The following is a 21,449-nucleotide window of genomic DNA, read 5'->3' on the forward strand; positions in this document are numbered from 1 at the left end:
TCAGCCATGCACTAAATTGATATAAAAAATCCACAAAAAACCCAAAATCTACTCTTATATTTATTTATAACACCTTAAATTAACTACATCAATACCCTATTTTTGATTTTATTGATATTAAAAAACAGAAAAACCAAGGTGATCGACCGGCTCGAACCGAAGTGGTCAAAATGGGCGCAGCTTCGATCAGACGGCCTGAACACCGAGCCCACCCCCAGGAACCGATAATCCCGCCATGACCACCCCAGAACTCCCCCCGCCCCAAGTCCTCGCTTTTGACGTTTTCGGCACGGTGGTCGACTGGCACGGCGGCATTGCCCGCGAAGTACAGGCACTGCGCCCGCAGGTCGACGGCAACGCCTTCGCACTGGCCTGGCGCGCCGGTTACCAACCGGCCATGCAGCGGGTGCGCAGCGGCGAGCTGGGCTGGACCCTTATCGACGACCTGCACCGCATGATCCTTGACGGCATCCTGCCGCGCTTTGGCCTGCAAGACCTGACGGAAGCCGAGCGCCGCCACTTGAACAAAGCTTGGCACCGCCTGGACCCGTGGCCCGACGTGGTGCAAGGGCTGACCCGGTTGAAGCGCCGCTTCACCATCACCAGCCTGTCCAACGGCAACATCGGGCTGCTGACCAGCATGGCCAAGCGCGCCGGTCTGCCCTGGGACTGTGTGCTCTCGGCCGAGGTGTTCCGCGCCTACAAGCCCGACCCCGCCACCTACCTGGGTGTGGCGCGCGTGTTCGACCTGGAGCCGCACCAGGTGATGCTGGTTGCCGCCCACCAGGACGATCTGGCCGCAGCCCGCGCCTGCGGTCTGCAGACGGCCTATATCGAGCGCCCGCTGGAGTTCGGTGCAGGCCAGCCCAAGGACGTGTCACCCGACCCGGCCAACACCTGGCACGCCCGCAACCTGCTGGACCTGGCGGACCAATTGGGTTGCCCATGACCACGCACAGGGTGCGGCTGGGTGCTTCGGGCAGCGCATTCCCGGTGGATGAGGGCTTGACCATCCTGGAAGCCGCGCTGCTGGCGGGAGTGCTTTTGCCCAACTCCTGCCGCAACGGCACATGCCGCACCTGCATCTGCCGGGTTGCGCATGGCGCGGTGGCGCACACCATTGACTGGCCCGGCCTGCTCCCCGAGGAGAAGGCCGAAGGCTACGTGCTGCCATGCGTTGCCCGCCCGCTGTCGGACGTGGAACTCGATCTGCCCGAGACCATGACAACTTGAGGCAGATACCCGGGAGGGGATAATCCGGACCATGGAACCTGTACTTCCCTCCCTGTTTCCCCTGGGTTGGCAGCACTACCTGCTGGGTGGTCTGCTGATAGGTGCTGGCGTGGCCTGGCTTTTTGTTTCCACCGGGCTGGTGGGCGGCATGAGTTCGGTGTTCTCTTCCACCTGGTCGTACGTGTTGCGGCTCAAATACTTTCAGCAACCGCGTTACCTGGACTCGCGCGCTTGGCGGCTGGTGTATGCGCTGGGCCTGGTGCTGGGCGCCCTGCTGTGGTGGCTGTGGATGGGTGATGGCGTTGCCCTGTCCACCGACATCCCCATCTGGCAACTCCTGGCCGGTGGATTCCTGGTAGGCTACGGCGCCCGCCTGGGCAATGGTTGCACGTCCGGCCACGGCATTTGCGGGCTGGGGTCGCTGCAATGGCCTTCGCTATTGGCGGTGCTTACTTTCATGGGCACGGCCTTCATCACGGCCAATGTGGTGGCAAGGTGGCTGCCATGAACATTCTGGCCACGTTGGCAGCCGGTGTGCTCTTCGGCTTTGGGCTGGCGCTTTCCACCATGGTGCAACCTGAGGTGGTACTGAGCTTTCTGCGTTTTCAGGACTTTGGCCTGATGCTGGTGATGGGCGGCGCGGTGGCCGTCACCCTGTTGGCCTACAAACTTGCACCGCACCTGATGGGGCGCCCCTTGCTGGGCGGCCACTTCCATCGCCACGTGAGCACATGGAACCGCGACACGCTTCAGGGTGCGGCCATTTTCGGTGTAGGCTGGGGGTTGTGCGGGGTTTGCCCTGGCCCGGCCATTGCAGGCCTGGGCACCGGCAACTGGACACTGCTCTGGGCGCTGCTGGGCATTGCCCTGGGCGCACTGGCGCAAGGCTGGCGTGCCTCCCGCCCTTCTTGATGCCCTGGTGGGCACATAAACACAAACTGCTTCTACCGATGAAAAAGATCCTCATCCTCAACGGCCCCAACCTGAACCTGCTGGGTACCCGCGAACCCGAACAGTACGGCAGCACCACCCTGGCCGACGTGGAGGCCATGTGCCGCGCCGAAGGCGAGCGCCTGGGTTACGAAGTGGAATGCTTCCAGAGCAACTGGGAAGGCGCCCTGCTGGACAAGATCCACGAGTACGGCCGCCTTTACAAGAGCGGCGAAGCCCTGGGCTGCGTGTTCAACCCGGGCGCGTTCACCCACACCTCCATTGCCTTGCACGACGCCATCAAGGGCGTGGACGGCCTGCCGGTGATCGAATGCCACATTTCCAACGTGCACGCGCGCGAATCCTTCCGCCACCACTCCTGGGTGTCCCCGGCGGCATCCGGCATCGTCATCGGCTTTGGGGTGGACGGCTACCTGATTGCCCTGGGCGGCCTGGTGCGCAAGTACGGCAACAAGGCCTGAGCACCATTCGCCTATCGCGCAGGTGACGCAGGCGGCCTGCCAACTGGAGCCGCTTGCCCCACAATGGTGCGGTGAAAACCCGTCATATCCTGCAACTGCTGGGCCTGTCCGCCCTGTGGGGGTCTTCGTTCGTGCTGTTGCGCGTGGCCAGCCCAGCACTCGGCCCCGTCGTTCTGGCCACCATGCGCCTGGCGCTGGCCACCTGCACGCTGGCGTTGGTGATGCTGTTCCTGCGCCACCGCTGGCCGCGAGCGCACTGGAAAGAGGTGGTAGGCCTGGGCGTGCTGACGGCCGCGCTGCCCTTCCTGTTCTTCTCGTATGCCGCCCTGCAGCTGCCTGCGGGCTACATCGCTCTGCTCAACTCCACGGCCGTGCTGTTCGGCACGCTCTCATCGGCCTGGCTGAAGGAAGACACACTCACCTGGCGAAAGCTGCTGGGTTGCTCGGCCGGGTTCACCGGCGTGGCGCTGATCGTGCAGCTCGGCCCAGTCGAACCCACCTGGCCTGTGCTGCTGGCGGCCCTGTCGGCCATCGCCGGGGCGGGCTGTTACGGCGTGGCCACGCCCATGATGAAGCGCGCCACCAAACGCATGCAGCCACTTGCCATATCGGCCAGCATCCACCTGGGTGCCACCCTGTTCATGCTGCCCGCCGCGGCGTGGCAGCTGCCTCACGCGCAGTTCACGCTGCCAGCGGTGGGGGCGGTGTTGATGCTGGGCGTCGTCACGTCGGGGCTGGCCTACTGGGTGCACCTGCGCATACTTAGCCATGTGGCGCCCGTTGCCGCCATGACACCGGCCTTCCTTATCCCACTGTTCGGCGTCACGTGGGGCCACCTGTTCCTGGGCGAGACGCTGAGTTCTGGCATCTACGCTGGTGGTGCATTCGTGCTGCTGGCCACCGCCCTGGTCACGGGTTTCAACCCGCTGCGGCGCTTCTGGCCGGTGCCTTCGACCTGATCATGAGCGCAGCGGCCACCATGGCCAGACCGGCCGACGCTGCCGACAGCCAGAACACCGCATGCAGCCCCCAGCGGCTGCTGACCCAGCCGCCCAGCGTGCCACCGCAAACCCCCGACAGGCCATAACCCAGCATGGCATAGAGCGCCTGCCCGCGTGCGCGCAGGCGGTCCGGGAAGTGTTCGCTGAGCAGCGCGATACACACCGAGTGGTGGGCTGCGAAGGTGATGGCGTGCACCGCCTGTGCCAGGAAAAGCGCCCACAGCCATGCCCCCGCCGACGCCGTGACCGCCATGCGCAGCGCCATCAGCCCTGCGGCAAACAAGAGCCATTGCGGCAAGCCCAGCCACGGCAACCAGCGCCCCTGGGTGAAGAACCAGCCAATCTCCACCACCACAGCCGCAGCCCACAGCAGGCCGATGGTGCCTTTGCCATAGCCCAGCGCGTCCAGGTAGAGCGAAAAGAAAATGTAGACAAACACGTGCGCCAGCACATGAAAGAACACCGAGGCAAAGAACCAGGCCACGCGCGGCTGGCGCAGCACGGGCCAGATGTGAACACGCTCATGGGCAGCGTGCCGCGCCTCGGGCCGGTCGGGCATGGCCCAGACGCTCACCACCACACCCAGCAGTGTGGCCGTCGCCCACATTGGAAAGCTCTCCAGCCCATGGCGCTGGAACCACGCGCCCGCCAGCACCACCGTCACCAGAAAACCCAGCGAACCCCACAGGCGCACGCGTCCATACCGCCGTGCATCGAAACCGCCTGCCTGGCTGACGTGTTGAGCCAGCACGGCCTCGCTCAGCGGCATCATGCCGCTGGTGTGGGTGAACATCAGCAACAGCACCAGGAACAGGCCCAGCGTGCCCCAGGGCTGCCACAGCAGCATGGAAGCCAGCAGGGCCACCCCGCCGCACAGGCGCAACAGCTTGACGCGCTGGCCGCTGTGGTCGCTCAGCCAACCCCAGAAGTACGGCGCGAACAGGCGCGTGGCCGACTGCAGCGAAGTGAGCAGACCAATGGCCAGAAGGCCATAGCCCAATTCCTGCAGCCACAGCGGCAGGTAGGGGTTGAAGAAGCCTATGTGGGCGAAGTAGCTGGCCGAAAGCGCTGCAAACGGCCAGAGCATTTTCCGGCTCAACCCTGGCCGGGCGCCGAGGCGGGAATAGGCCCGAAGGGCACGGCCACGTCACCGCATTGAGCGCGGTGGCGCAAGGCGTGGTCCATCACCACCAACGCCAGCAGCGCTTCGGCGATGGGCGTGGCGCGGATGCCGACGCAGGGATCGTGCCGGCCCTTGGTGATGAGCTCGGTGGGCTGGCCCTGCACGTCGATGGACTGGCGTGGGATGAGAATGGAGCTGGTGGGCTTGATGGCCAGCGACACCTCCAGGTCCTGCCCGGTGCTGATGCCGCCCAGCACGCCGCCCGCGTTGTTGCCCAGGAAACCTTCGGGGGTGAGCGAGTCGCCGTGCGTGCTGCCACGCTGGGCAACGCTGGCAAAGCCCGCGCCAATTTCAACACCCTTGACGGCGTTGAGCCCCATCATCGCGTGAGCAATGTCGGCATCGAGCTTGTCGTACAGCGGCTCACCCAAACCCACCGGCACGTTCTGCGCCGTCACGCGCAGGCGGGCGCCGCAGGAGTCACCGCTCTTGCGCAGCGCGGACATGTAGTCCTCCAGCGCAGAAACGTCGGCCACCGGCGCGAAGAAGGGGTTGTTGGGCACGTATTCCCAGCTCTCGAAGGCTATGGGCAGCTCGCCGATCTGCGTCATGCAGCCACGGAAGGTGGTGCCGAACTTTTCCTTCAGCCACTTCTTGGCCACGGCACCTGCCGCCACGGTGGGCGCCGTGAGGCGTGCCGAGGAGCGACCGCCGCCGCGCGGATCGCGGATGCCGTACTTTTGCCAATAGGCGTAGTCGGCATGGCCGGGGCGGAAGGACTGGACGATGTCGCCGTAGTCCTTGCTGCGCTGGTCGGTGTTCTGGATGAGCAGGCAGATGGGCGTGCCCGTGGTCTTGCCCTGGTACACGCCGCTGAGGATCTGGACCTGATCGGGCTCGTTGCGCTGGGTGACGAACTTGCTGGTGCCTGGGCGGCGGCGGTCCAGGTCGCCCTGGATGTCGGCCTCGCTCAGTTCCATGCCCGGCGGGCAGCCGTCGATGACGCAGCCGATGGCCGGGCCGTGGGATTCACCAAAGTTGGTGACGCAAAACAGGGTTCCGAAAGTATTGCCGCTCATGGGCGGCATTATCTCAGCCTCTGCCGAGCCGCCTCAAGGAGGCTGAAACCCCCTTGGGGCGCAGCGAAAGAAGTGAGCGCGGAGGCAACATCATCTCAGGCTGGCGGCGTCAGGCGGACTTGGACGCGCTCTCGTCGGGCGGCGTTTCCTCTTCCTCCGGCCAGTCGCGGATGTAGGCCTTGAGCATCTTGTTCTCGAAGTTTTGCGCGTCCACCACGGCCTTGGCCACGTCATAGAAGCTGATGACACCCATGAGCATGCGGTTTTCAATGACCGGCATGTAGCGGGCGTGACGGTCCAGCATCATGCGGCGCACCTCGTCCATCTCGGTGCCCATGGTGCAGGTCAGCGGTCCCGGGTCCATGGCACGGTACACGGTGGTGGCGCCGAAGGAGCCGCCGTTCTTGACGACCGCCTGAATCACCTCACGGAAGGTCAGCATGCCCACCACCAGGCCATTGGACATGACCACCAGCGAACCGATGTCCTTCTCGGCCATCAGGTTGGCGGCGTCGGCCAGGCTGTCCTCGGGCGTGATGGTGTAGAGCGTGTTGCCTTTGACGCGCAGGATGTCGCTGACTTTCATCGGTATTCTCCTCGGAGCGGTGTTCTGTCTCGGACCTGTCTGGTCTTGACGCCAATATAGCCCACAATCGCACCAGATTGCACACAAAAAAAGGAGATGACATGACCCCCACGCTCATATTGCTCGCGGCCCCCCGAGGGGGCCTCAGCCACCTTGAGGCGGCTCGACGGAGGCTGACATGACCGGATACGCCGACCCCGGCTTCGACACCCTGGCGCTGCATGCCGGCGCCGAGCCCGACCCCGCCACAGGCGCGCGGGCCGTCCCCATCCACCTGACCACGTCGTTCGTGTTCGAGTCGAGCGACCACGCTGCGGCGCTGTTCAACCTGGAGCGCTCTGGCCACGTCTACAGCCGTATCAGCAACCCCACCAACGCCGTTCTGGAGCAGCGCGTGGCGGCGCTGGAAGGCGGCATCGGCGGCATTGCCGTGGCCAGCGGGCAGGCGGCGCTGCACCTGAGCATCGCCACGCTCATGGGCGCGGGCTCGCACATCGTGGCGTCCACCGCGCTGTATGGCGGCAGCCAGAACCTGCTGCACTACACGCTGCGGCGCTTCGGCATTGAAACCACCTTCGTCAAGCCGGGCGACATCGACGGCTGGCGTGCTGCCGTGCGGCCCAACACCAAGCTGTTCTTTGGCGAGACGGTGGGCAACCCGGGACTGGACGTGCTGGACATTCCCACCGTGGCGCAGATGGCCCACGAAAACGGCGTGCCGCTGCTGGTGGACTCCACCCTGACCACGCCCTGGCTGATGAAGCCGCTGGACCTGGGTGCAGACATCGTCTATCACTCGGCCACCAAGTTCCTGAGCGGCCACGGCACGGTGGTGGGCGGCATGGTGGTGGACGGCGGCAGCTTCGACTGGGAAAAGTCGGGCAAGTTTGCCGAACTGACTGCCCCCTACGACGGCTTTCACAACATGGTGTTCAGCGAGGAATCCACCGTGGGCGCCTTCATGCTGCGTGCACGCCGCGAGGGGCTGCGCGACTTCGGCGCCTGCATGAGCCCGCACACCGCTTGGCTGATCCTGCAAGGCATAGAGACCCTGCCGCTGCGCATGGCACGGCACATGACCAACACCGAAAAGGTCGTGAGCTTCCTGGCCAGCCACCCCTTTGTGAGCCGCGTGGGGCACCCGCTGCTGGAGTCCCACCCCAGCCACGCACTGGCGCAAAAGCTGCTGCCGCGCGGCGCGGGCAGCGTCTTCAGCTTCGACATGAAGGGCAGCCGCGCCCAGGGCAAAGCCTTCATCGAAACGCTCAAACTCTTCAGCCACCTGGCCAACGTGGGCGACTGCCGCAGCCTGGTCATTCACCCGGCCAGCACCACGCACTTCCGCATGGACGACGCCGCGCTGGCGCAAGCGGGCATCGGGCCCGGCACCATCCGCCTGTCCATTGGCCTGGAGGACCCGGACGATCTGATCGACGATCTGAAGCGCGCCCTCAAAGCGGCCGAGAAAGCGGAGGCCTGACCATGTTGATAGACATTCAAGGCGCGCCGCTGTACGTGTACACCGGCACCAAGCCCTTCAACCCCGCGCAGCCCACCATCGTTTTCATCCACGGCGTGCTCAACGACCACAGCGTGTGGATTCTGCAGAGCCGCTACCTGGCACACCACAACTGGAACGTGCTGGCCATCGACCTGCCCGGCCACGGCAAGAGCGGCGGCGAGCCGCCCTCCACCGTGCAGGAGGCTGCAGCCACCGTGATCGCCCTGCTTGACGCCATGAAGATCGACAAGGCGGTGCTCGCGGGCCACAGTTTCGGTTCTCTCATCGCACTGCAGGCCGCGGCCGACGCCCCCGGACGCGTGAGTCAGCTGGTAATGGTGGGCACGGCCTACCCCATGAAAGTGTCGCCTGCGCTGCTGGACAGCTCGCTCAACCAGCCGCTCAAGGCCATCGACATGGTCAACGTGTTCAGCCATTCCACGCTGGCGCCACCCCCCTCGGCGCTGGGGCCGGGCACCTGGCTGCACGGCGGCTCGCGCGCGCTGATGCGCCGCGTGCTGGCCAGCAACCCCAAGGTGAACGTGTTCCACCGGGGCTTTGTGGCCTGCGACAGCTACGACCAGGGCGAACAGGCCATGGACAAGGTGGAATGCCCCACCCTTTTCATCCTGGGCACGCACGACCAGATGACGCCCCCGAAGGCCGCACAGAGCCTGAGCAAACGCGCCAAACACGGGCAGACCGTGCTGCTGCGCGCCGGGCACTCGCTGATGACGGAGAACCCGGACGGCGTGCTGATGGCGCTGCTGCGTTTCATCAAGAGGTGAACCGATGAGCCAGACCGTGACCGCAGCGGACATCACCCCGCCCATGACGGAAGCCCGCGCGCGCGAAATCGCCGCGGACTTCGACTTGCGGCGGCTGCCTGCCGACTTCCTGGCCAACCCCTTCCCGGTGTACGCGGCGCTGCGTGACCGCGAACCGGTGCGCCGCATGCCAGACGGCTCGTGGTTCCTCACCCGCTACGCTGACCTGGTGGCGGTGTACCGCGACGCCGCCACCTTCAGCTCCGACAAGCAGGTGGAATTCGCCCCCAAGTACGGCAAGGACTCCCCGCTCTTTGAACACCACACGCACAGCCTGGTGTTCAACGATCCGCCGCTGCACACCCGGGTGCGCAAGCTCATCATGGGCGCGCTCACGCGGCGCGCCATTGCCGACATGGAGCCCGGCCTGGTCAAGCTGGTTGACAGCCTGCTCGACCGCATCGAAGCCCGGCAAGGCGGCGACCTGATCGAAGACTTCGCCAGCGCCATTCCCGTGGAGATCATCGGCAACCTGCTGGGCGTGCCGCACGGCGAACGCGAACCGTTGCGCGGCTGGTCGCTTGCCATTCTGGGCGCGCTGGAACCCGTGCTCACCCCCGAACAGGAAGCCCTGGGCAACCGCAGCGTGCAGGAAATGCTGGACTACCTGCGCGTGCTGGTGGCCGAGCGGCGGCGCCACCCGGGCGACCCGGAACACGACGTGCTCACCCGCCTCATCCAGGGTGAAAGCAGCGGCGACCGGCTCAGCGAGGTGGAGCTGCTGCAGAACTGCATCTTCCTGCTCAACGCCGGGCACGAAACCACCACCAACCTCATCGGCAACGCGCTGGTGAGTCTGCACGAATGGCCCGGCCAGAAAGCCTGGCTGCTGCAACGCCTGCACGACCAGCGTGACGACGCCGAGGCCCAGGAAAACACTCTGACGCTGGCCGTGGACGAATTCCTGCGGTTCGAGTCGTCCAACCAGTTGGGCAACCGCCGTGCGCTGCGGTCGTGCGAGGTGGGCGGCGTGGCGTTGCCTGAAGGTGCGCTGGTGACGCTTTGCATAGGTGCCGCCAACCGCGACCCGGCGCAGTTCAGCCAACCCGAGTCGCTGGACCTGGGGCGCCAGAACAACAAGCACCTGGCCTTCGGCTTTGGCGTGCACCAGTGCGCGGGTTTGAGCCTGGCGCGGCTGGAGGGGCGCATTGCCATTGGCCGATTCTTGCAACGCTTCCCCGGTTACGCCTTGAGCGCCCCCCCGAAGCGCGGCGGACGCGCCCGGTTCAGAGGCTTCCTGAACGCGCCGTTCAGCACATGAGGTAAGCAAACTTCACGACCTGTGATGCAGGCGGGAACGCTAATTGCTAGGTGTGCCACAGGCACCCCAAAAGGGTGCATCCACCTCACTGTGACGCACCGCCATGACAAACAGCCAACCGCTAGACATTCTCTGGGTCCTCATCTGCGCTGGTCTGGTGTTCGTGATGCAGGCGGGCTTCCTGTGCCTGGAGTCCGGCCTCACCCGCAACAAGAACTCGATCAACGTTGCCGCGAAAAACGTATCCGACTTTGCGGTGGCTTCGCTCCTGTACTGGCTGCTGGGCTTCGGGCTGATGTTCGGCCCCAGCGCCGGGGGGTGGATAGGCACGCACCTGTTCGGCGGTCTGGACCAGATTGGCCACGAACCCAGACTGCTCAGCTTTGTCCTGTTCCAGGTGATGTTCTGCGCGACCGCCGCGACCATCGTGTCGGGCGCGGTCGCCGAGCGCATGCGCTTCGGGGCCTACCTGGGGCTCTCCGCACTCGTCTCGCTCCTCGTGTACCCCGTGTTCGGCCACTGGGCGTGGGGTGGCGCCTGGGGAGGCTCGGGGACGGGCTGGCTGGCAAACCTGGGCTTCACGGATTTCGCGGGCTCAACGGTGGTGCACAGCGTTGGCGGCTGGGTGTCGCTGGTGGCCGTGTGGGTCATCGGCGCGCGCAGCGGCCGCTTCCCCCTGGACCGCGAACCCACTGTCATCCCCGCAGGCAACCTGCCCATGGCCATGCTGGGCACGCTGCTGCTGTTCTTTGGCTGGATGGGGTTCAACGGCGGCAGCACACTGGCCTTTGATGACCGCGTGCCGGGCATCCTGATCAACACCACACTTGCCGCCGTGGCGGGCTGCGCCACAGGCATGGTGCTGGGCCGCCTGTGGCACGGCTACTACGAAACGCTCTACCTCATCAACGGCCTGCTGGCCGGGCTGGTGGCCATCACTGCGGGGGCGCACGTGGTCACATCCTTCCAGGCCATGCTGATCGGATCGGCCGGCGCCATGCTGATGGCCTGGGCCAACGAAAAGCTGCTGCGCTGGCGCATAGACGATGCCGTCGGTGCCATACCCACCCACCTGGTCGCGGGGATCTGGGGCACGCTGGCGGTTGGCGTGTTCGGCGACCTGGAGCTGCTGGGCACGGGCAACACCCGCTGGGAGCAGATCGGTGTGCAGTTGCTGGGCGTGGCAGTCTGCGGGCTGTGGTGCGTCAGCATGACGTGGGCGTTCCTGCGGATCTTCGTGCCACGGCGCGGGCTGCGCGTGACGCCCGACGAAGAGCGTGCCGGACTGAACGTGGCCGAGCACGGTGCGCGCACCGAACTCATCGAACTGCTTGACGCGATGGAGACGCAACGCCGCTCGGGGGACCTGAGCCAGCGCGTGCCCGAAGAGGATTTCACCGAGGTCGGCCAGGTGGCCAAGGCCTACAACCGGGTCATCGAAGCGCTGGAAGGAGCCACGCAGCGAACCATGGCGATCGTGCGTGACATGCGCGACGGCATCGTCACCTTCACGCGGGATGGCATCCTCACCAGCCTCAACCCCGGCGCGGAAAAGCTGCTGGGCGTGAGTGCCGGCAACAGTGTCGGCGTGCCGTTCACCGACGTCCTGCGCCTGGCAGGCCACGCCCACCCCCTCACGACCGAACAGCTCTGCCGCCCTGGCGCCAAGCTGGAGCTGCGGATGGCCCGGCCCGGGGCGCAGCGCGCCTACTACGAGGTCTCGGTCAGCGAAAACCACCAGGACCAGGAGTTGCGGTTCACCGGAACGGTGCGCGACATCACCGAACGCAAGCTGGTCGAGTCACAACTGCACCAGCAAAGGGATCTGGCTCAGGTGACCCTGGCGTCGATCGGCGACGGCGTGATCACCACGGACGAGACCGGCATCATCCAGTACATCAACCCCGTGGCAGCGCGGCTGACCGGCTGGCCCGCCCACCAGGCCCGGGGGCAGTTCATCACCACCGTCTACAACCTGCAAGACGAAAACACGCTGCAGCCCTTGCCCAATCCGGTGCGCGAAGTGCTCAAGCGCGGCCAGCTGATGCCGCGCCGCGAGCATGCCCTGCTGCAGCGCCGGGACCAGGACAGCGTGCCCGTGCTGGACACCGCGGCGCCCATCCGCTCGCGCGACGGCTTCATCATCGGCGCTGTGCTGGTGTTTCACGACGTGACCGTGACGCTGAACCTGGCCCGGGAGCTGACCCACCAGGCCACCCACGATGCCCTGACCGGCATACCCAACCGGCGGGAGTTCGAGCGGCGCCTGACGGAACTGCTGTCGCGCGCCGAAACACCCGGCCAGAACCACGTGCTGTGCTACCTCGACCTTGACCAGTTCAAGATCGTGAACGACACCTGCGGCCACGTCGCGGGCGACGAATTGCTGCGACAGGTCACGCAGCTCGTGCGGACCCAGCTGCGTGCTGCCGACACGCTGGCGCGCCTGGGCGGCGACGAATTCGGCCTGATATTGCAGGCTTGCCCGATGGAGCGCGCCCTGCAGCTGGCCAATGGCATACGGGAATCGATTGCCGACTTTCGCTTCGGCTGGGAGGGCAAGTCCTTCTCCATCGGCGTCTCCATCGGCCTCGTCTGCATAGACCAGACCCACAAGGACCTGGGGCTGCTGCTGGCCGCCGCCGACGCTGCCTGCTATGCAGCCAAGGAAAACGGCCGCAACCGGGTGCACGTGTACCAGGCCGACGACAGCAAGCTCATGGAGCAGCAAGGCCAGATGCAATGGGTGTCGCGCCTGCAGTCTGCCCTGGACCAGGACCGACTGCGGCTGTACGTGCAGCCTATCGTTCCCCTGCACCGCGGCACTGGCGAGCAGACGCATTTCGAGATACTGGTGCGGCTGGAGGAAGATGACAAGCTCGTTCTGCCTGGCGCCTTTCTGCCTGCTGCCGAACGTTACGGGCTGATGCCCCGCATCGATCAATGGGTGGTCAACAACACCCTGGCGTGGATGGGCGACCAGCTGCGCCAGAAAGGCGAGCTCGACGGCGTCTATTGCATCAACCTTTCAGGGGCGTCCCTGTCGGACGAGCGCTTCCGCCAGAACCTGCACGCCACCCTGGAACAACTCCAGCTGCCAGCGGGCTCGGTCTGCTTCGAGATCACCGAGACCGCCGCCGTGGCCAACCTCTCCAAGGTCGTGCACTTCATCGGCGAGGTCAAGCAGCTGGGCTGCCTGTTCGCGCTCGACGACTTCGGCAGCGGCCTGTCCTCGTTCGCCTACCTGAAGAACCTGCCCGTGGACTTCCTGAAGATCGACGGCAGCTTCGTCAAGGACATCGAGACCGACCCCATCGACCTGGCCATGGTGCAGGCGATCAACGCCATCGGGCATGTCATGGGGCTCAAGACCATCGCCGAGTACGTGTCGAGCCCCGCCATCATGGACCGCATACAGGACATCGGCGTCGACTTCGGGCAGGGCTTTCACCTGGGCGAGCCCAGGCCCCTGGCCAGTCTGGCGCAGGTGCGGATGATGCCCCGCTGACCCCCATTTCCACCACATCACGAATGCACGCCATGAACAACCTAGCACTCGCTCCCTCCCGCGTCCCCGCCGCCGTTCCCGCGCCCAGCATGGCCAGCGTCCAGCCGGTAGCGCTGCGCCAGCCTGCCGCCAACGGGCACAACGGCATGTCTCTGGTGAACCTGTCTGCCAGGCAGCGCATGTTGTCTCAGCGGCTGACGCTGCAGATCGTGCTGGCAGCCCGGGGGGAATCCAGCCAGCTGAGCGCGGCCGAGCAGTCGCTGGCGCTGTTTGTCGACAGCCAGGCGCAGTTGGTGCAGACGGCCCGCCAGCTCACCAACGGCGACGGCGCCTTGCTGCGTGAAACCTATTTCGAACCCGGACACGTCGCGCGCACGGTGGACACCTTCATTCGCCACGCGCAGGAGGCACTGGCCTATGCACGCGCGTCCCATGCCGGTGGCAACGTGGCCCTGGAGCGGCTGGTCAGCAGTGTGGACAGCGTGCTCCAGGCCCTCAACACGGCGACCAGCGCCTTCGACCGGATCAGCGCAGCCAAGGAGGCGGCCATCATGAAGGAACTCAAGGGCATCGTGGGCGACATCCAGTCGGTGGCCCGGGAGGCGAAAGTCGTGTCGTTCAACGCGCAGGTCATTGCCGCCCGCGCCGGAACCGTTGGCAGGGAGTTTGCCGTGGTAGCCAACACGCTGGCCAACATCAGTACCGAAGTGGACACACTGGCCAAGAAGGGGCTGGCCCTGGCGTCACGCTGATGCCTTCGGGTGCCGCGCCTCAACGCGGCGGCAATGCCTCCACCAGCCGCAGCCCGGCCAGCCGGGCGGCCTGCCAGAACGGCAGGGCGCTGTCTGCCCGGGGGAGCAACAGGCGGTGCACCAGGGGCTCCACGTCCACGGCCTCGGGCTGGATCAGCAACACGTAGCGCTCTTCTTCCTCGGCCAGCTTGCCCACCCAGTCAAGTGCCTGCAGGGTTTCCAAAGGGCCCTCCAGCTGCAGCGGGTCCACCCTGAGCCGCTGCGCCAGCACCACCAGGCTCAAGCCCTTGTCCTCGGCGTCGCGGCTGCGCCAGAGCTGGTCCAGCGCCTCCAGGGCCAGTTGAAACGTCCAGCCCGGCGTATCGCCCCGACGCGCGATGCCGCTGAGCAGGCTGGGCAGGTAGGCCGTGACCACCGCCCCCAGCAACAGGGTCACCCAGGCCAGGTAGATCCAGACCAGCAGTATGGGCACGGTAGCAAACGTGCCGTACACCACCGAATAGGTAGGCACCTTCACCAAGTACCAGGCCAGCAGCTTCTTGGCCAGCTCCAGCCCGATCCAGACGAACAGCCCGCCCAGCATGGCATGGGGCCACCGTACCTTGGCGTGCGGCACATAGCGGTACAGCGCCGCGAGGGCACCGATGACGAGCACGAACTCCAGCACGTCCAGCAGGAACAGCAGGCCGCCGTGCAGACCGCCGACCCACCCCCGGGACGTGGACATGGCGTAGGAGCTCAGGCTGAGGCTGAGCCCCAGGACAAACGGCCCGAGCGTGAGCACGGCCCAGTACACCAGCACCCGCTGGGCCAGCGGGCGCAGCTGCCGCACCCGCCAGATATCGTTCAGCTTGCGGTCTATGGTCAGTATCAGGGCCAGTGCCGTGACCAGCAGCAGCAAGGCGCCCAGCCACCCCATCTGCCCGGCCTTGTTGGAAAACTGCACCAGGTAGTTCATCACCTGGCGCGCAATGTTCTCGGGCACCAGGCTCTGCACCAGCCACTTCTGCAGCATGGTCTCCATGCGCGAGAACATCGGGAACGCGCTGAAGATGGCCAGAGCCACCGTGAACAGCGGCACCATGGAAATCATCGTCGTAAAGGTGAGGCTGCCCGCCGTGACGGCCAGGCGGTCTTCCCTGAAGCGTTCCCGCAGGGTGATGGCGGTATTGCGCCAGGGAAAGTGACGAACGCCCTCCCAAAGTTCTTCGGCCTGCTTCCTTGCCCTGTCGATGCGCCCGGCCCAGCGTGTGGTTTCACTCATGCCGGTATCATGCCACCGAGATCGATCGACCATGCAAGCCCCCAACGTTCCGTCCCCGCCGCCCGCAACCAGCGCAAGCCCTACCCTCAAACGCATCCAGGCCCTGGCCCTGGGCAGCCTGCTGGCGCTCATCGCCCTGGGGCTCGCCTGGGAACTGTGGCTGGCGCCGCTGCGGCCCGGCGGCTCGTGGTGGGCCATCAAGGTGCTGCCGCTGGCGCTGCCCGTGGCGGGCCTGCTCAAACACCGCATGTACACCTACCGCTGGCTCAGCCTGCTGGTGTGGCTTTACATCACCGAGGGGCTGGTGCGCGCCACCAGCGACACCGGCCTGAGCGCATGGCTGGCACTGGCGCAGGTGCTGCTCTGCCTGCTGCTGTTCGCGGCGTGCAGCCTGCATGTCCGCCTGCGTTTGAAGGCCGCGAAGGCAGCCAACTCATGAAGCCTGACGTCACACGGTTCCGCGCGCAGCTGCGCGCCATCGTGGGCGAGGCTCACGTGCTTTGCCATGAGGACGGCACCGACCTGTCGGCCTACGAGCAGGACTGGCGCAAACGCCACACCGGGCGCGCCCTGGCCGTGGTGCGTCCCGGCAACACCCAGGAGGTGGCCGCGGTGGTGCAGGCCTGCGGCGCCGCAGGCGTGGCCGTGGTGCCCCAGGGCGGCAACACCGGCCTGGTGGTGGGCAGCGTACCCGACGCCACGGGCACCCAGGTGGTGCTGAGCCTGCAACGCATGCACGCCGTGCGTGCCATCGACGTGGCCAACCTCACCATCACCGTGGACGCAGGTTGCGTGCTGCAGGCAGCGCAGCAGGCCGCCGAGAACGCTGGCCTGTGGCTGCCGCTGAGCCTGGCCGCCGAAGGCAGCTGCACGGTGGGCGGCAACTTGGCCACCAACGCCGGTGGCACCCAGGTGCTGCGCTTTGGCAATGCGCGCGACCTGTGCCTGGGCCTGGAGGTCGTCACCGCCCAGGGCGAGGTGTGGAACGGCCTGACCGGCCTGCGCAAGGACAACACTGGCTACGACCTGCGCCACCTGTTCGTGGGCAGCGAAGGCACGCTGGGCATCATCACTGGGGCCACTCTCAAACTGTTCCCACGCCCGGCTTCACAGCTAACCGCCTGGGCGGCCGTGCCATCGATGGACGCGGCCGTGGCCCTGCTGGGCCTGGCGCAACGCCACCTGGGGCCGGGCCTCACCGGCTTCGAGGTGATGGGCCAGTTCGCCCTGGGCCTGGTGGACAAGCACTTCCCTGACCTGCGCGTGCCCCTTTGGCGCGACACCCCCTACTGCGTGCTGCTGGAAAACAGCGACACCGAAGGCGAGGCCCACGCCCGCCAGCGCTTTGAAGCCCTGCTCGAAGCGGCGCTGGAAGACGGCGTTTTGACCGACGCGGTGGTGGCCGAAAGCCTGGCCCAGGCCCGCAACCTCTGGCACATCCGCGAAAGCATCTCGCTTGCGCAGTCCGAGGAAGGGCTCAACATCAAGCACGACATCAGCCTGCCCGTCTCGCGCATTCCCGCCTTCTGTGCCGAAACCGACGCCCTGCTGGCCGAACAAATTTCCGGCGTTCGGCTGGTCAACTTCGGCCACCTGGGCGACGGCAACCTGCACTACAACGTGCAATGCCCCGAGGGCGCGGACGGCGCCGCCTTCCTGCGCGAACAGGAAGCGCGCGTCAACACGCTGGTGTTCGACGCCGTGCAACGGCACGGCGGCTCCATCAGCGCCGAGCATGGCATTGGCAGCCTCAAGCGCGACACCCTGCCCCGCTACAAAGACCCCACCGCCCTGCAACTCATGCGCGCCGTCAAGGCCGCGCTCGACCCGCAGGGCACCATGAACCCTGGGCGCGTGCTTTGAGCCGCGTCTTTTTTCGATCTGAAACACCATGAGCAAAGAACGCCCCGCACTGCCCGACCATCTCTCCATCGACCCGCGCAGCCCGCACCACGTCGCCGCCGTGTTCGAACACGACATCGGCATCGTCTTCAACGGCAAGGAACGCTTTGACGTGGCCGAGTACTGCATCAGCGAAGGCTGGGTGCGCGTGCCCGCAGGCAAGACCGTGGACCGCAAAGGCAACCCGCTGCTCATCAAACTCAAGGGCACGGTCGAGGCGTTCTACAAGTGAAGCCACTGCTCATCGTCAAGGTGGGCAGCACCCACCCGCACATTGCGCAAGCGCTGGGCGACTTCGAGCACTGGATCATCGAGGGACTGGGCGAAGCTGGCCTGCCCGTGAAAGTGGTGGACCCGCGCCAGGGCGTGGACTTGCCTGCGAGCGGCGATGTGGCTGGCGCCATCGTCACCGGTTCGCACAGCATGGTGACAGACCGCGAACCCTGGAGCGAACAGACCGCCGAATGGCTGCAAGCGGCGGTAGCCGCCGAGCTTCCCGTACTGGGCATCTGCTACGGCCACCAGCTGCTGGCGCACGCCCTGGGCGGCGAGGTGGACTACCACCCTGGCGGCATTGAGCTGGGTACGGTCGACATCCACCTGACGCCCGCCGCACAGGAAGACCCGCTCTTCAGCGGAATGCCCGTGCGCTTTGGTGGCCAGGCAGCCCACCGCCAGAGTGTGCGGCGCCTGCCCGAAGGCGCGGTGCATCTGGCGGGCAACGGCTTCGAACCCCACCACGCCTTTCGCTTTGGCCGCAACGCCTGGGGCGTGCAGTTCCACCCCGAGTTCAGCGCGCAGGCCACGGCAGCCTACGTGCAGGCCAACACGGACCTGACCCAGCGCCCGCCCGTGGCCGAAGCACCGGAAGCGGCCTCCCTGCTGGCACGCTTTGCCCGGCTTGCCGCGGCATAGAATCCCATTTTTTGAGACCCTGTCCCATGAACCGCCCCGTCCGCAGCCAGTACGAAGACTTCATGCGCCACGTGTACAACCATGGCGTGCACAAGGGCGACCGCACGGGTACCGGCACGCGCAGCGTGTTTGGCCACCAGATGCGCTTCGACCTGAGCGAAGGCTTCCCGCTGGTCACCACCAAGAAGGTGCACCTCAAGTCCATCATCCTGGAACTGCTGTGGTTCCTGCGCGGCGACAGCAACGTGGGCTGGCTGCAGGAACGCGGCTGCACCATCTGGGACGAATGGGCGCGCGAGGATGGCGACCTTGGCCCCGTGTACGGCGTGCAGTGGCGCAACTGGCCCAAACCCGATGGCGGCCACATCGACCAGATTGCCGAGGTGGTCAAACAGCTCAAGACCAACCCCGACAGCCGCCGCATCATCGTGAGCGCCTGGAACGTGGCCGACCTGGACAAGATGGCACTGATGCCCTGCCACGCCTTCTTCCAGTTCTACGTGGCGCCCGCCACCGAGCCCGGTGGCCGGGGCAAGCTCAGCTGCCAGCTCTACCAGCGCAGTGCCGACATCTTCCTGGGTGTTCCGTTCAACATCGCCAGCTACGCCCTGCTCACCCACATGCTGGCGCAGCAGTGCGACCTGGACGTGGGCGACTTTGTGTGGACGGGTGGCGACTGCCACATCTACAACAACCACTTCGAGCAGGTGGAGCTGCAGCTGAGCCGCCAGCCCCACCCCTACCCGACGCTGCACATCAAGCGCCGGCCTGCCAGCATCTTCGACTACGAGTTTGAGGATTTCGAGGTGCTGGAATACCAGCACCACCCGGCCATCAAGGCGCCCGTGGCCGTCTGAGGACGCTGGCTCACTCGACGATGACGTAGACCTTCGTCACCGTCTCCAGCACCTCGAAGGAGCCGGTGAAGCCTGGCGGAATGTGGATGGCCTGGCCGGGGCCTGCCTCCTGGAAACCGCCGCCACCGCGATCTTCGTGCAGGCGGCAACGGCCCTGCAGCACGGTGAACACTTCGCGCTCGGTGGGGCCAAAGGCAATGCGCCAGTGGCCCGGTTCGCAACGCCAGACACCCGTGCTCAGGGTCTTGGCGCCGTCAAGCGGCGCGTCCAGCGCGTTCCAGGTCTCGCGCAAGGGGTTGCCCGCCAGCAGGCGCTCCGGCTTGGGGCGGGAAAGCTCTGCCTCGCCTTGCAGCGGCAGGCCAAAGCGCAACAGATCGGCTGCAGACACTACCAGCTCCGCCTTCAGGCGCGCGGCAGGGTCACGCCATGCTGCCCCTGGTACTTGCCGCCACGGTCCTTGTAGCTGACCTCGCAAACGTCGTCCGCGTCGCTTTCGAAGAACAGCACCTGCGCGCAGCCCTCACCCGCGTAGATCTTGGCGGGCAGCGGCGTGGTGTTGCTGAACTCCAGCGTCACGTAACCTTCCCACTCGGGCTCGAAAGGCGTCACGTTCACGATGATGCCGCAGCGCGCGTAAGTGCTCTTGCCCAGGCAGATGGTCAGCACGTTGCGCGGAATGCGGAAGTACTCCACCGTGCGCGCCAGCGCGAAGCTGTTGGGCGGAATGATGCAGACGTCGCTGTGGATGTCGACAAAGCTCTTTTCGTCAAAGTTCTTCGGGTCCACCACGGTGCTGTGGATGTTGGTGAACACCTTGAATTCGGGGGCGCAACGGATGTCGTAGCCATAGCTGCTGGTGCCGTAGCTGATGACCTTGCGCCCATCAACATGCCGCACCTGGCCAGGTTCGAACGGCTCGATCATGCCGTGTTGCTCGGCCATGCGGCGTATCCATTTGTCGCTCTTGATGCTCATCGGTGTTGCTCCAGTTGGGCAGATTGTAGGCACTTCGCCTGATAGCAACCGCTCACGGCACTATGAAAGCGCATCAAGGCATACGTCATAAGCAACCCCCTACATCCTCGCCCTACACATCCTCCTCAAAAATCAGAATCTCCTGATTTACTTATTTTGATTGGAATTTATGCTTGGGTACATATACCGGCAGGGGCTTAAAAGACAAATTTCTACACCGCCCCACACACACCCCCTCGAGAAAGAATCATGTTCAAAAGTCTGAAAGTTTCGACCAAACTGTTAACCGGTTTCGTTGTCGTCGCATTGTTTTCGTTGGTGGTAGGCGTGATCGCCATCAACAACATGAGCAAGATCAACGATGCAGCTGACACGATGTATCAAAAGGAACTGCTGGGCCTCTCTTATGTCAAGGAGGCCAACATTGGCCTTCTCTATCAGGGGCGTGCTATACGCAACTACTTGATGGCCCAGTCCCTGCCCGCAGTGGACGCAGCACCTCATCTTGTTGCCTTAAGCAAATTTGACGATCAAACTCGCGCCAACCTCGAGAAAGCGAGACCAATGTTCTATACAGAAAACGGTAAAGCGAAGTTTGCCGCTGTTGAACTGGCATACAAGGCATATCAAGAAGGCCAACAAAAGATTCTAGAGATGGCCAAGCAAGAAGAAGCGGCAGGCATTCGGCAACAGGAGCGAAAATCTGCCGAGTACATGATGAAAGAGGTAAGAGCAGCGGTCGATAAGCTGGACGAGAGTTTGACTGATCTGACCAAGCTCAAGGAGGACAACGCCAAGGAAGCATCCGACTTCACGACCACGCTGTACGAGACATCCCGCGCACTGATGCTCGCCGTGATTGGCGTAGCACTCACGATGGGCATTGTCATCGGCATGCTCATTACACGAGGTCTGACAAGACAACTGGGTGGTGAGCCTGGCACGGCCGCAGACATCGCCAACAAGATTGCCACAGGCGACCTCTCTACCCAAATTGCTCTGAAGCAGGGCGACACAGCTAGCATGATGGCCTCGATGAAATCCATGCAGGACAACCTGATCGCCATCGTCGCCGAGATTCGCAACATCGTGGCCGCGGCGAACCGAGGCGACTTCACCAGCAAGATGGACCTGCACGGCAAGGCGGGCTACACCAAGGAGCTTTCCGAGCTGCTCAACCAGTTGAGCGACACAGTGGACACCGCCTTCAAGGACACCATCACCGTGGCCGAGGCGCTGGAACAAGGCAACCT

The 21,449-nt window shown here is 65.1% G+C and carries 23 protein-coding genes; 17 read left to right on the plus strand and 6 right to left on the minus strand.

Annotated elements, in window-relative coordinates; translation table 11 throughout:
* Nucleotides 1–235 precede the first annotated feature (235 nt).
* From ACYVHH_RS11215 to ACYVHH_RS11240, 6 genes are all read left to right on the plus strand, one after another.
* Nucleotides 236–949: a haloacid dehalogenase type II gene (locus tag ACYVHH_RS11215; protein ID WP_460565230.1), complete on the plus strand. Its 714-nt coding sequence runs from the start codon at nucleotides 236–238 to the stop codon at nucleotides 947–949.
* Nucleotides 946–1,233: a 2Fe-2S iron-sulfur cluster-binding protein gene (locus ACYVHH_RS11220; protein ID WP_460565231.1), complete on the plus strand. Its 288-nt coding sequence runs from the start codon at nucleotides 946–948 to the stop codon at nucleotides 1,231–1,233. The genes ACYVHH_RS11215 and ACYVHH_RS11220 overlap by 4 nt, the downstream gene beginning before the upstream one ends.
* Nucleotides 1,234–1,264: 31 nt before the next feature.
* Nucleotides 1,265–1,741: a YeeE/YedE family protein gene (locus tag ACYVHH_RS11225; RefSeq protein WP_460565232.1), complete on the plus strand. Its 477-nt coding sequence runs from the start codon at nucleotides 1,265–1,267 to the stop codon at nucleotides 1,739–1,741.
* Nucleotides 1,738–2,145, plus strand: coding sequence for a DUF6691 family protein (locus tag ACYVHH_RS11230; RefSeq protein ID WP_460565233.1), 408 nt, complete (start codon nucleotides 1,738–1,740; stop codon nucleotides 2,143–2,145). Before ACYVHH_RS11225 ends, ACYVHH_RS11230 begins: the two co-directional genes overlap by 4 nt.
* Before the next feature lie 38 nt (nucleotides 2,146–2,183).
* Complete coding sequence (gene aroQ / locus ACYVHH_RS11235; RefSeq protein WP_460565234.1) at nucleotides 2,184–2,645, plus strand: type II 3-dehydroquinate dehydratase; 462 nt, start codon at nucleotides 2,184–2,186, stop codon at nucleotides 2,643–2,645.
* A gap of 71 nt (nucleotides 2,646–2,716) precedes the next feature.
* On the plus strand, nucleotides 2,717–3,604 hold the full coding sequence (locus ACYVHH_RS11240; RefSeq protein WP_460565235.1) for a DMT family transporter: 888 nt from the start codon (nucleotides 2,717–2,719) through the stop codon (nucleotides 3,602–3,604).
* On the opposite strand, the gene ACYVHH_RS11245 is transcribed toward ACYVHH_RS11240, so the two are convergent.
* The 3 genes from ACYVHH_RS11245 to ACYVHH_RS11255 all read right to left on the minus strand — a co-directional run bounded on the left by ACYVHH_RS11245 (nucleotide 3,564) and on the right by ACYVHH_RS11255 (nucleotide 6,434).
* Nucleotides 3,564–4,733, minus strand: coding sequence for an MFS transporter (locus ACYVHH_RS11245; RefSeq protein WP_460565236.1), 1,170 nt, complete (start codon nucleotides 4,731–4,733; stop codon nucleotides 3,564–3,566). The two genes, ACYVHH_RS11240 and ACYVHH_RS11245, sit on opposite strands and share 41 nt — an antisense overlap.
* An 8-nt stretch (nucleotides 4,734–4,741) precedes the next feature.
* Nucleotides 4,742–5,848, minus strand: a complete 1,107-nt coding sequence (gene aroC / locus ACYVHH_RS11250) for a chorismate synthase (RefSeq protein WP_460565237.1) — start codon at nucleotides 5,846–5,848, stop codon at nucleotides 4,742–4,744.
* Between the two features lie 109 nt (nucleotides 5,849–5,957).
* The gene (locus ACYVHH_RS11255) at nucleotides 5,958–6,434 is read right to left on the minus strand and encodes a CBS domain-containing protein (protein ID WP_460565238.1); all 477 of its coding nucleotides are present in this window, start codon (nucleotides 6,432–6,434) and stop codon (nucleotides 5,958–5,960) included.
* Between the two features lie 178 nt (nucleotides 6,435–6,612).
* On the opposite strand from ACYVHH_RS11255, the gene ACYVHH_RS11260 reads away from it, so the two are divergent.
* The 5 genes from ACYVHH_RS11260 to ACYVHH_RS11280 all read left to right on the plus strand — a co-directional run bounded on the left by ACYVHH_RS11260 (nucleotide 6,613) and on the right by ACYVHH_RS11280 (nucleotide 14,283).
* Complete coding sequence (locus tag ACYVHH_RS11260; RefSeq protein WP_460565239.1) at nucleotides 6,613–7,914, plus strand: O-acetylhomoserine aminocarboxypropyltransferase; 1,302 nt, start codon at nucleotides 6,613–6,615, stop codon at nucleotides 7,912–7,914.
* Between the two features lie 2 nt (nucleotides 7,915–7,916).
* The gene (locus tag ACYVHH_RS11265; RefSeq protein WP_460565240.1) at nucleotides 7,917–8,723 is read left to right on the plus strand and encodes an alpha/beta fold hydrolase; all 807 of its coding nucleotides are present in this window, start codon (nucleotides 7,917–7,919) and stop codon (nucleotides 8,721–8,723) included.
* Nucleotides 8,724–8,727: 4 nt separating this feature from the next.
* Nucleotides 8,728–10,023 carry a cytochrome P450 gene (locus tag ACYVHH_RS11270; RefSeq protein WP_460565241.1) on the plus strand — a complete coding sequence of 432 codons (1,296 nt, stop codon included), beginning with the start codon at nucleotides 8,728–8,730 and terminating at the stop codon, nucleotides 10,021–10,023.
* 103 nt (nucleotides 10,024–10,126) lie between these two features.
* Nucleotides 10,127–13,531: an ammonium transporter gene (amt, locus tag ACYVHH_RS11275; protein ID WP_460565242.1), complete on the plus strand. Its 3,405-nt coding sequence runs from the start codon at nucleotides 10,127–10,129 to the stop codon at nucleotides 13,529–13,531.
* 32 nt (nucleotides 13,532–13,563) lie between these two features.
* Nucleotides 13,564–14,283 (plus strand): methyl-accepting chemotaxis protein, encoded by a 720-nt coding sequence (locus ACYVHH_RS11280; RefSeq protein WP_460565243.1) that lies wholly within the window; start codon nucleotides 13,564–13,566, stop codon nucleotides 14,281–14,283.
* Between the two features lie 19 nt (nucleotides 14,284–14,302).
* On the opposite strand, the gene ACYVHH_RS11285 is transcribed toward ACYVHH_RS11280, so the two are convergent.
* Complete coding sequence (locus tag ACYVHH_RS11285; RefSeq protein ID WP_460565244.1) at nucleotides 14,303–15,547, minus strand: YihY family inner membrane protein; 1,245 nt, start codon at nucleotides 15,545–15,547, stop codon at nucleotides 14,303–14,305.
* A gap of 31 nt (nucleotides 15,548–15,578) precedes the next feature.
* On the opposite strand from ACYVHH_RS11285, the gene ACYVHH_RS11290 reads away from it, so the two are divergent.
* The 5 genes from ACYVHH_RS11290 to ACYVHH_RS11310 are packed head-to-tail and all read left to right on the plus strand — an operon-like array spanning nucleotide 15,579 to nucleotide 19,221.
* Entirely contained in the window at nucleotides 15,579–15,986 is a 408-nt protein-coding gene (locus tag ACYVHH_RS11290; RefSeq protein WP_460565245.1) for a DUF2069 domain-containing protein, read from the plus strand.
* Nucleotides 15,983–17,410, plus strand: coding sequence for an FAD-binding oxidoreductase (locus tag ACYVHH_RS11295; protein WP_460565246.1), 1,428 nt, complete (start codon nucleotides 15,983–15,985; stop codon nucleotides 17,408–17,410). The genes ACYVHH_RS11290 and ACYVHH_RS11295 overlap by 4 nt, the downstream gene beginning before the upstream one ends.
* A gap of 28 nt (nucleotides 17,411–17,438) precedes the next feature.
* Nucleotides 17,439–17,681 (plus strand): DUF3297 family protein, encoded by a 243-nt coding sequence (locus tag ACYVHH_RS11300; protein WP_460565247.1) that lies wholly within the window; start codon nucleotides 17,439–17,441, stop codon nucleotides 17,679–17,681.
* A complete protein-coding gene (locus ACYVHH_RS11305; protein WP_460565248.1) occupies nucleotides 17,678–18,364 on the plus strand; it encodes a glutamine amidotransferase in 687 nt (228 codons plus the stop codon). The genes ACYVHH_RS11300 and ACYVHH_RS11305 overlap by 4 nt, the downstream gene beginning before the upstream one ends.
* A 26-nt stretch (nucleotides 18,365–18,390) precedes the next feature.
* On the plus strand, nucleotides 18,391–19,221 hold the full coding sequence (locus ACYVHH_RS11310; protein WP_460565249.1) for a thymidylate synthase: 831 nt from the start codon (nucleotides 18,391–18,393) through the stop codon (nucleotides 19,219–19,221).
* A gap of 10 nt (nucleotides 19,222–19,231) precedes the next feature.
* On the opposite strand, the gene ACYVHH_RS11315 is transcribed toward ACYVHH_RS11310, so the two are convergent.
* Together ACYVHH_RS11315 and dcd are read right to left on the minus strand one after the other, a co-directional pair.
* Nucleotides 19,232–19,609 carry a cupin domain-containing protein gene (locus ACYVHH_RS11315; RefSeq protein WP_460565250.1) on the minus strand — a complete coding sequence of 126 codons (378 nt, stop codon included), beginning with the start codon at nucleotides 19,607–19,609 and terminating at the stop codon, nucleotides 19,232–19,234.
* A gap of 14 nt (nucleotides 19,610–19,623) precedes the next feature.
* Complete coding sequence (gene dcd / locus ACYVHH_RS11320; RefSeq protein ID WP_460565251.1) at nucleotides 19,624–20,196, minus strand: dCTP deaminase; 573 nt, start codon at nucleotides 20,194–20,196, stop codon at nucleotides 19,624–19,626.
* Nucleotides 20,197–20,445: 249 nt separating this feature from the next.
* Between dcd and ACYVHH_RS11325 the strand changes: the two genes are divergently transcribed.
* On the plus strand, nucleotides 20,446–21,449 hold a 1,004-nt coding region (locus tag ACYVHH_RS11325; RefSeq protein ID WP_460565252.1), incomplete at its 3' end, for an MCP four helix bundle domain-containing protein.

The organism is Hydrogenophaga aquatica, from assembly GCF_054780915.1.

Coding starts and splice junctions, on each gene's coding strand:
- ACYVHH_RS11215 (WP_460565230.1), top strand. CDS start 236: ATGACCACCCCAGAACTCCCCCCGCCCCAAGTCCTCGCTTTTGACGTT.
- ACYVHH_RS11220 (WP_460565231.1), top strand. CDS start 946: ATGACCACGCACAGGGTGCGGCTGGGTGCTTCGGGCAGCGCATTCCCG.
- ACYVHH_RS11225 (WP_460565232.1), top strand. CDS start 1,265: ATGGAACCTGTACTTCCCTCCCTGTTTCCCCTGGGTTGGCAGCACTAC.
- ACYVHH_RS11230 (WP_460565233.1), top strand. CDS start 1,738: ATGAACATTCTGGCCACGTTGGCAGCCGGTGTGCTCTTCGGCTTTGGG.
- aroQ (WP_460565234.1), top strand. CDS start 2,184: ATGAAAAAGATCCTCATCCTCAACGGCCCCAACCTGAACCTGCTGGGT.
- ACYVHH_RS11245 (WP_460565236.1), bottom strand. CDS start 4,733: ATGCTCTGGCCGTTTGCAGCGCTTTCGGCCAGCTACTTCGCCCACATA.
- aroC (WP_460565237.1), bottom strand. CDS start 5,848: ATGAGCGGCAATACTTTCGGAACCCTGTTTTGCGTCACCAACTTTGGT.
- ACYVHH_RS11255 (WP_460565238.1), bottom strand. CDS start 6,434: ATGAAAGTCAGCGACATCCTGCGCGTCAAAGGCAACACGCTCTACACC.
- ACYVHH_RS11260 (WP_460565239.1), top strand. CDS start 6,613: ATGACCGGATACGCCGACCCCGGCTTCGACACCCTGGCGCTGCATGCC.
- ACYVHH_RS11265 (WP_460565240.1), top strand. CDS start 7,917: ATGTTGATAGACATTCAAGGCGCGCCGCTGTACGTGTACACCGGCACC.
- ACYVHH_RS11270 (WP_460565241.1), top strand. CDS start 8,728: ATGAGCCAGACCGTGACCGCAGCGGACATCACCCCGCCCATGACGGAA.
- amt (WP_460565242.1), top strand. CDS start 10,127: ATGACAAACAGCCAACCGCTAGACATTCTCTGGGTCCTCATCTGCGCT.
- ACYVHH_RS11280 (WP_460565243.1), top strand. CDS start 13,564: ATGAACAACCTAGCACTCGCTCCCTCCCGCGTCCCCGCCGCCGTTCCC.
- ACYVHH_RS11285 (WP_460565244.1), bottom strand. CDS start 15,547: ATGAGTGAAACCACACGCTGGGCCGGGCGCATCGACAGGGCAAGGAAG.
- ACYVHH_RS11290 (WP_460565245.1), top strand. CDS start 15,579: ATGCAAGCCCCCAACGTTCCGTCCCCGCCGCCCGCAACCAGCGCAAGC.
- ACYVHH_RS11295 (WP_460565246.1), top strand. CDS start 15,983: ATGAAGCCTGACGTCACACGGTTCCGCGCGCAGCTGCGCGCCATCGTG.
- ACYVHH_RS11300 (WP_460565247.1), top strand. CDS start 17,439: ATGAGCAAAGAACGCCCCGCACTGCCCGACCATCTCTCCATCGACCCG.
- ACYVHH_RS11310 (WP_460565249.1), top strand. CDS start 18,391: ATGAACCGCCCCGTCCGCAGCCAGTACGAAGACTTCATGCGCCACGTG.
- dcd (WP_460565251.1), bottom strand. CDS start 20,196: ATGAGCATCAAGAGCGACAAATGGATACGCCGCATGGCCGAGCAACAC.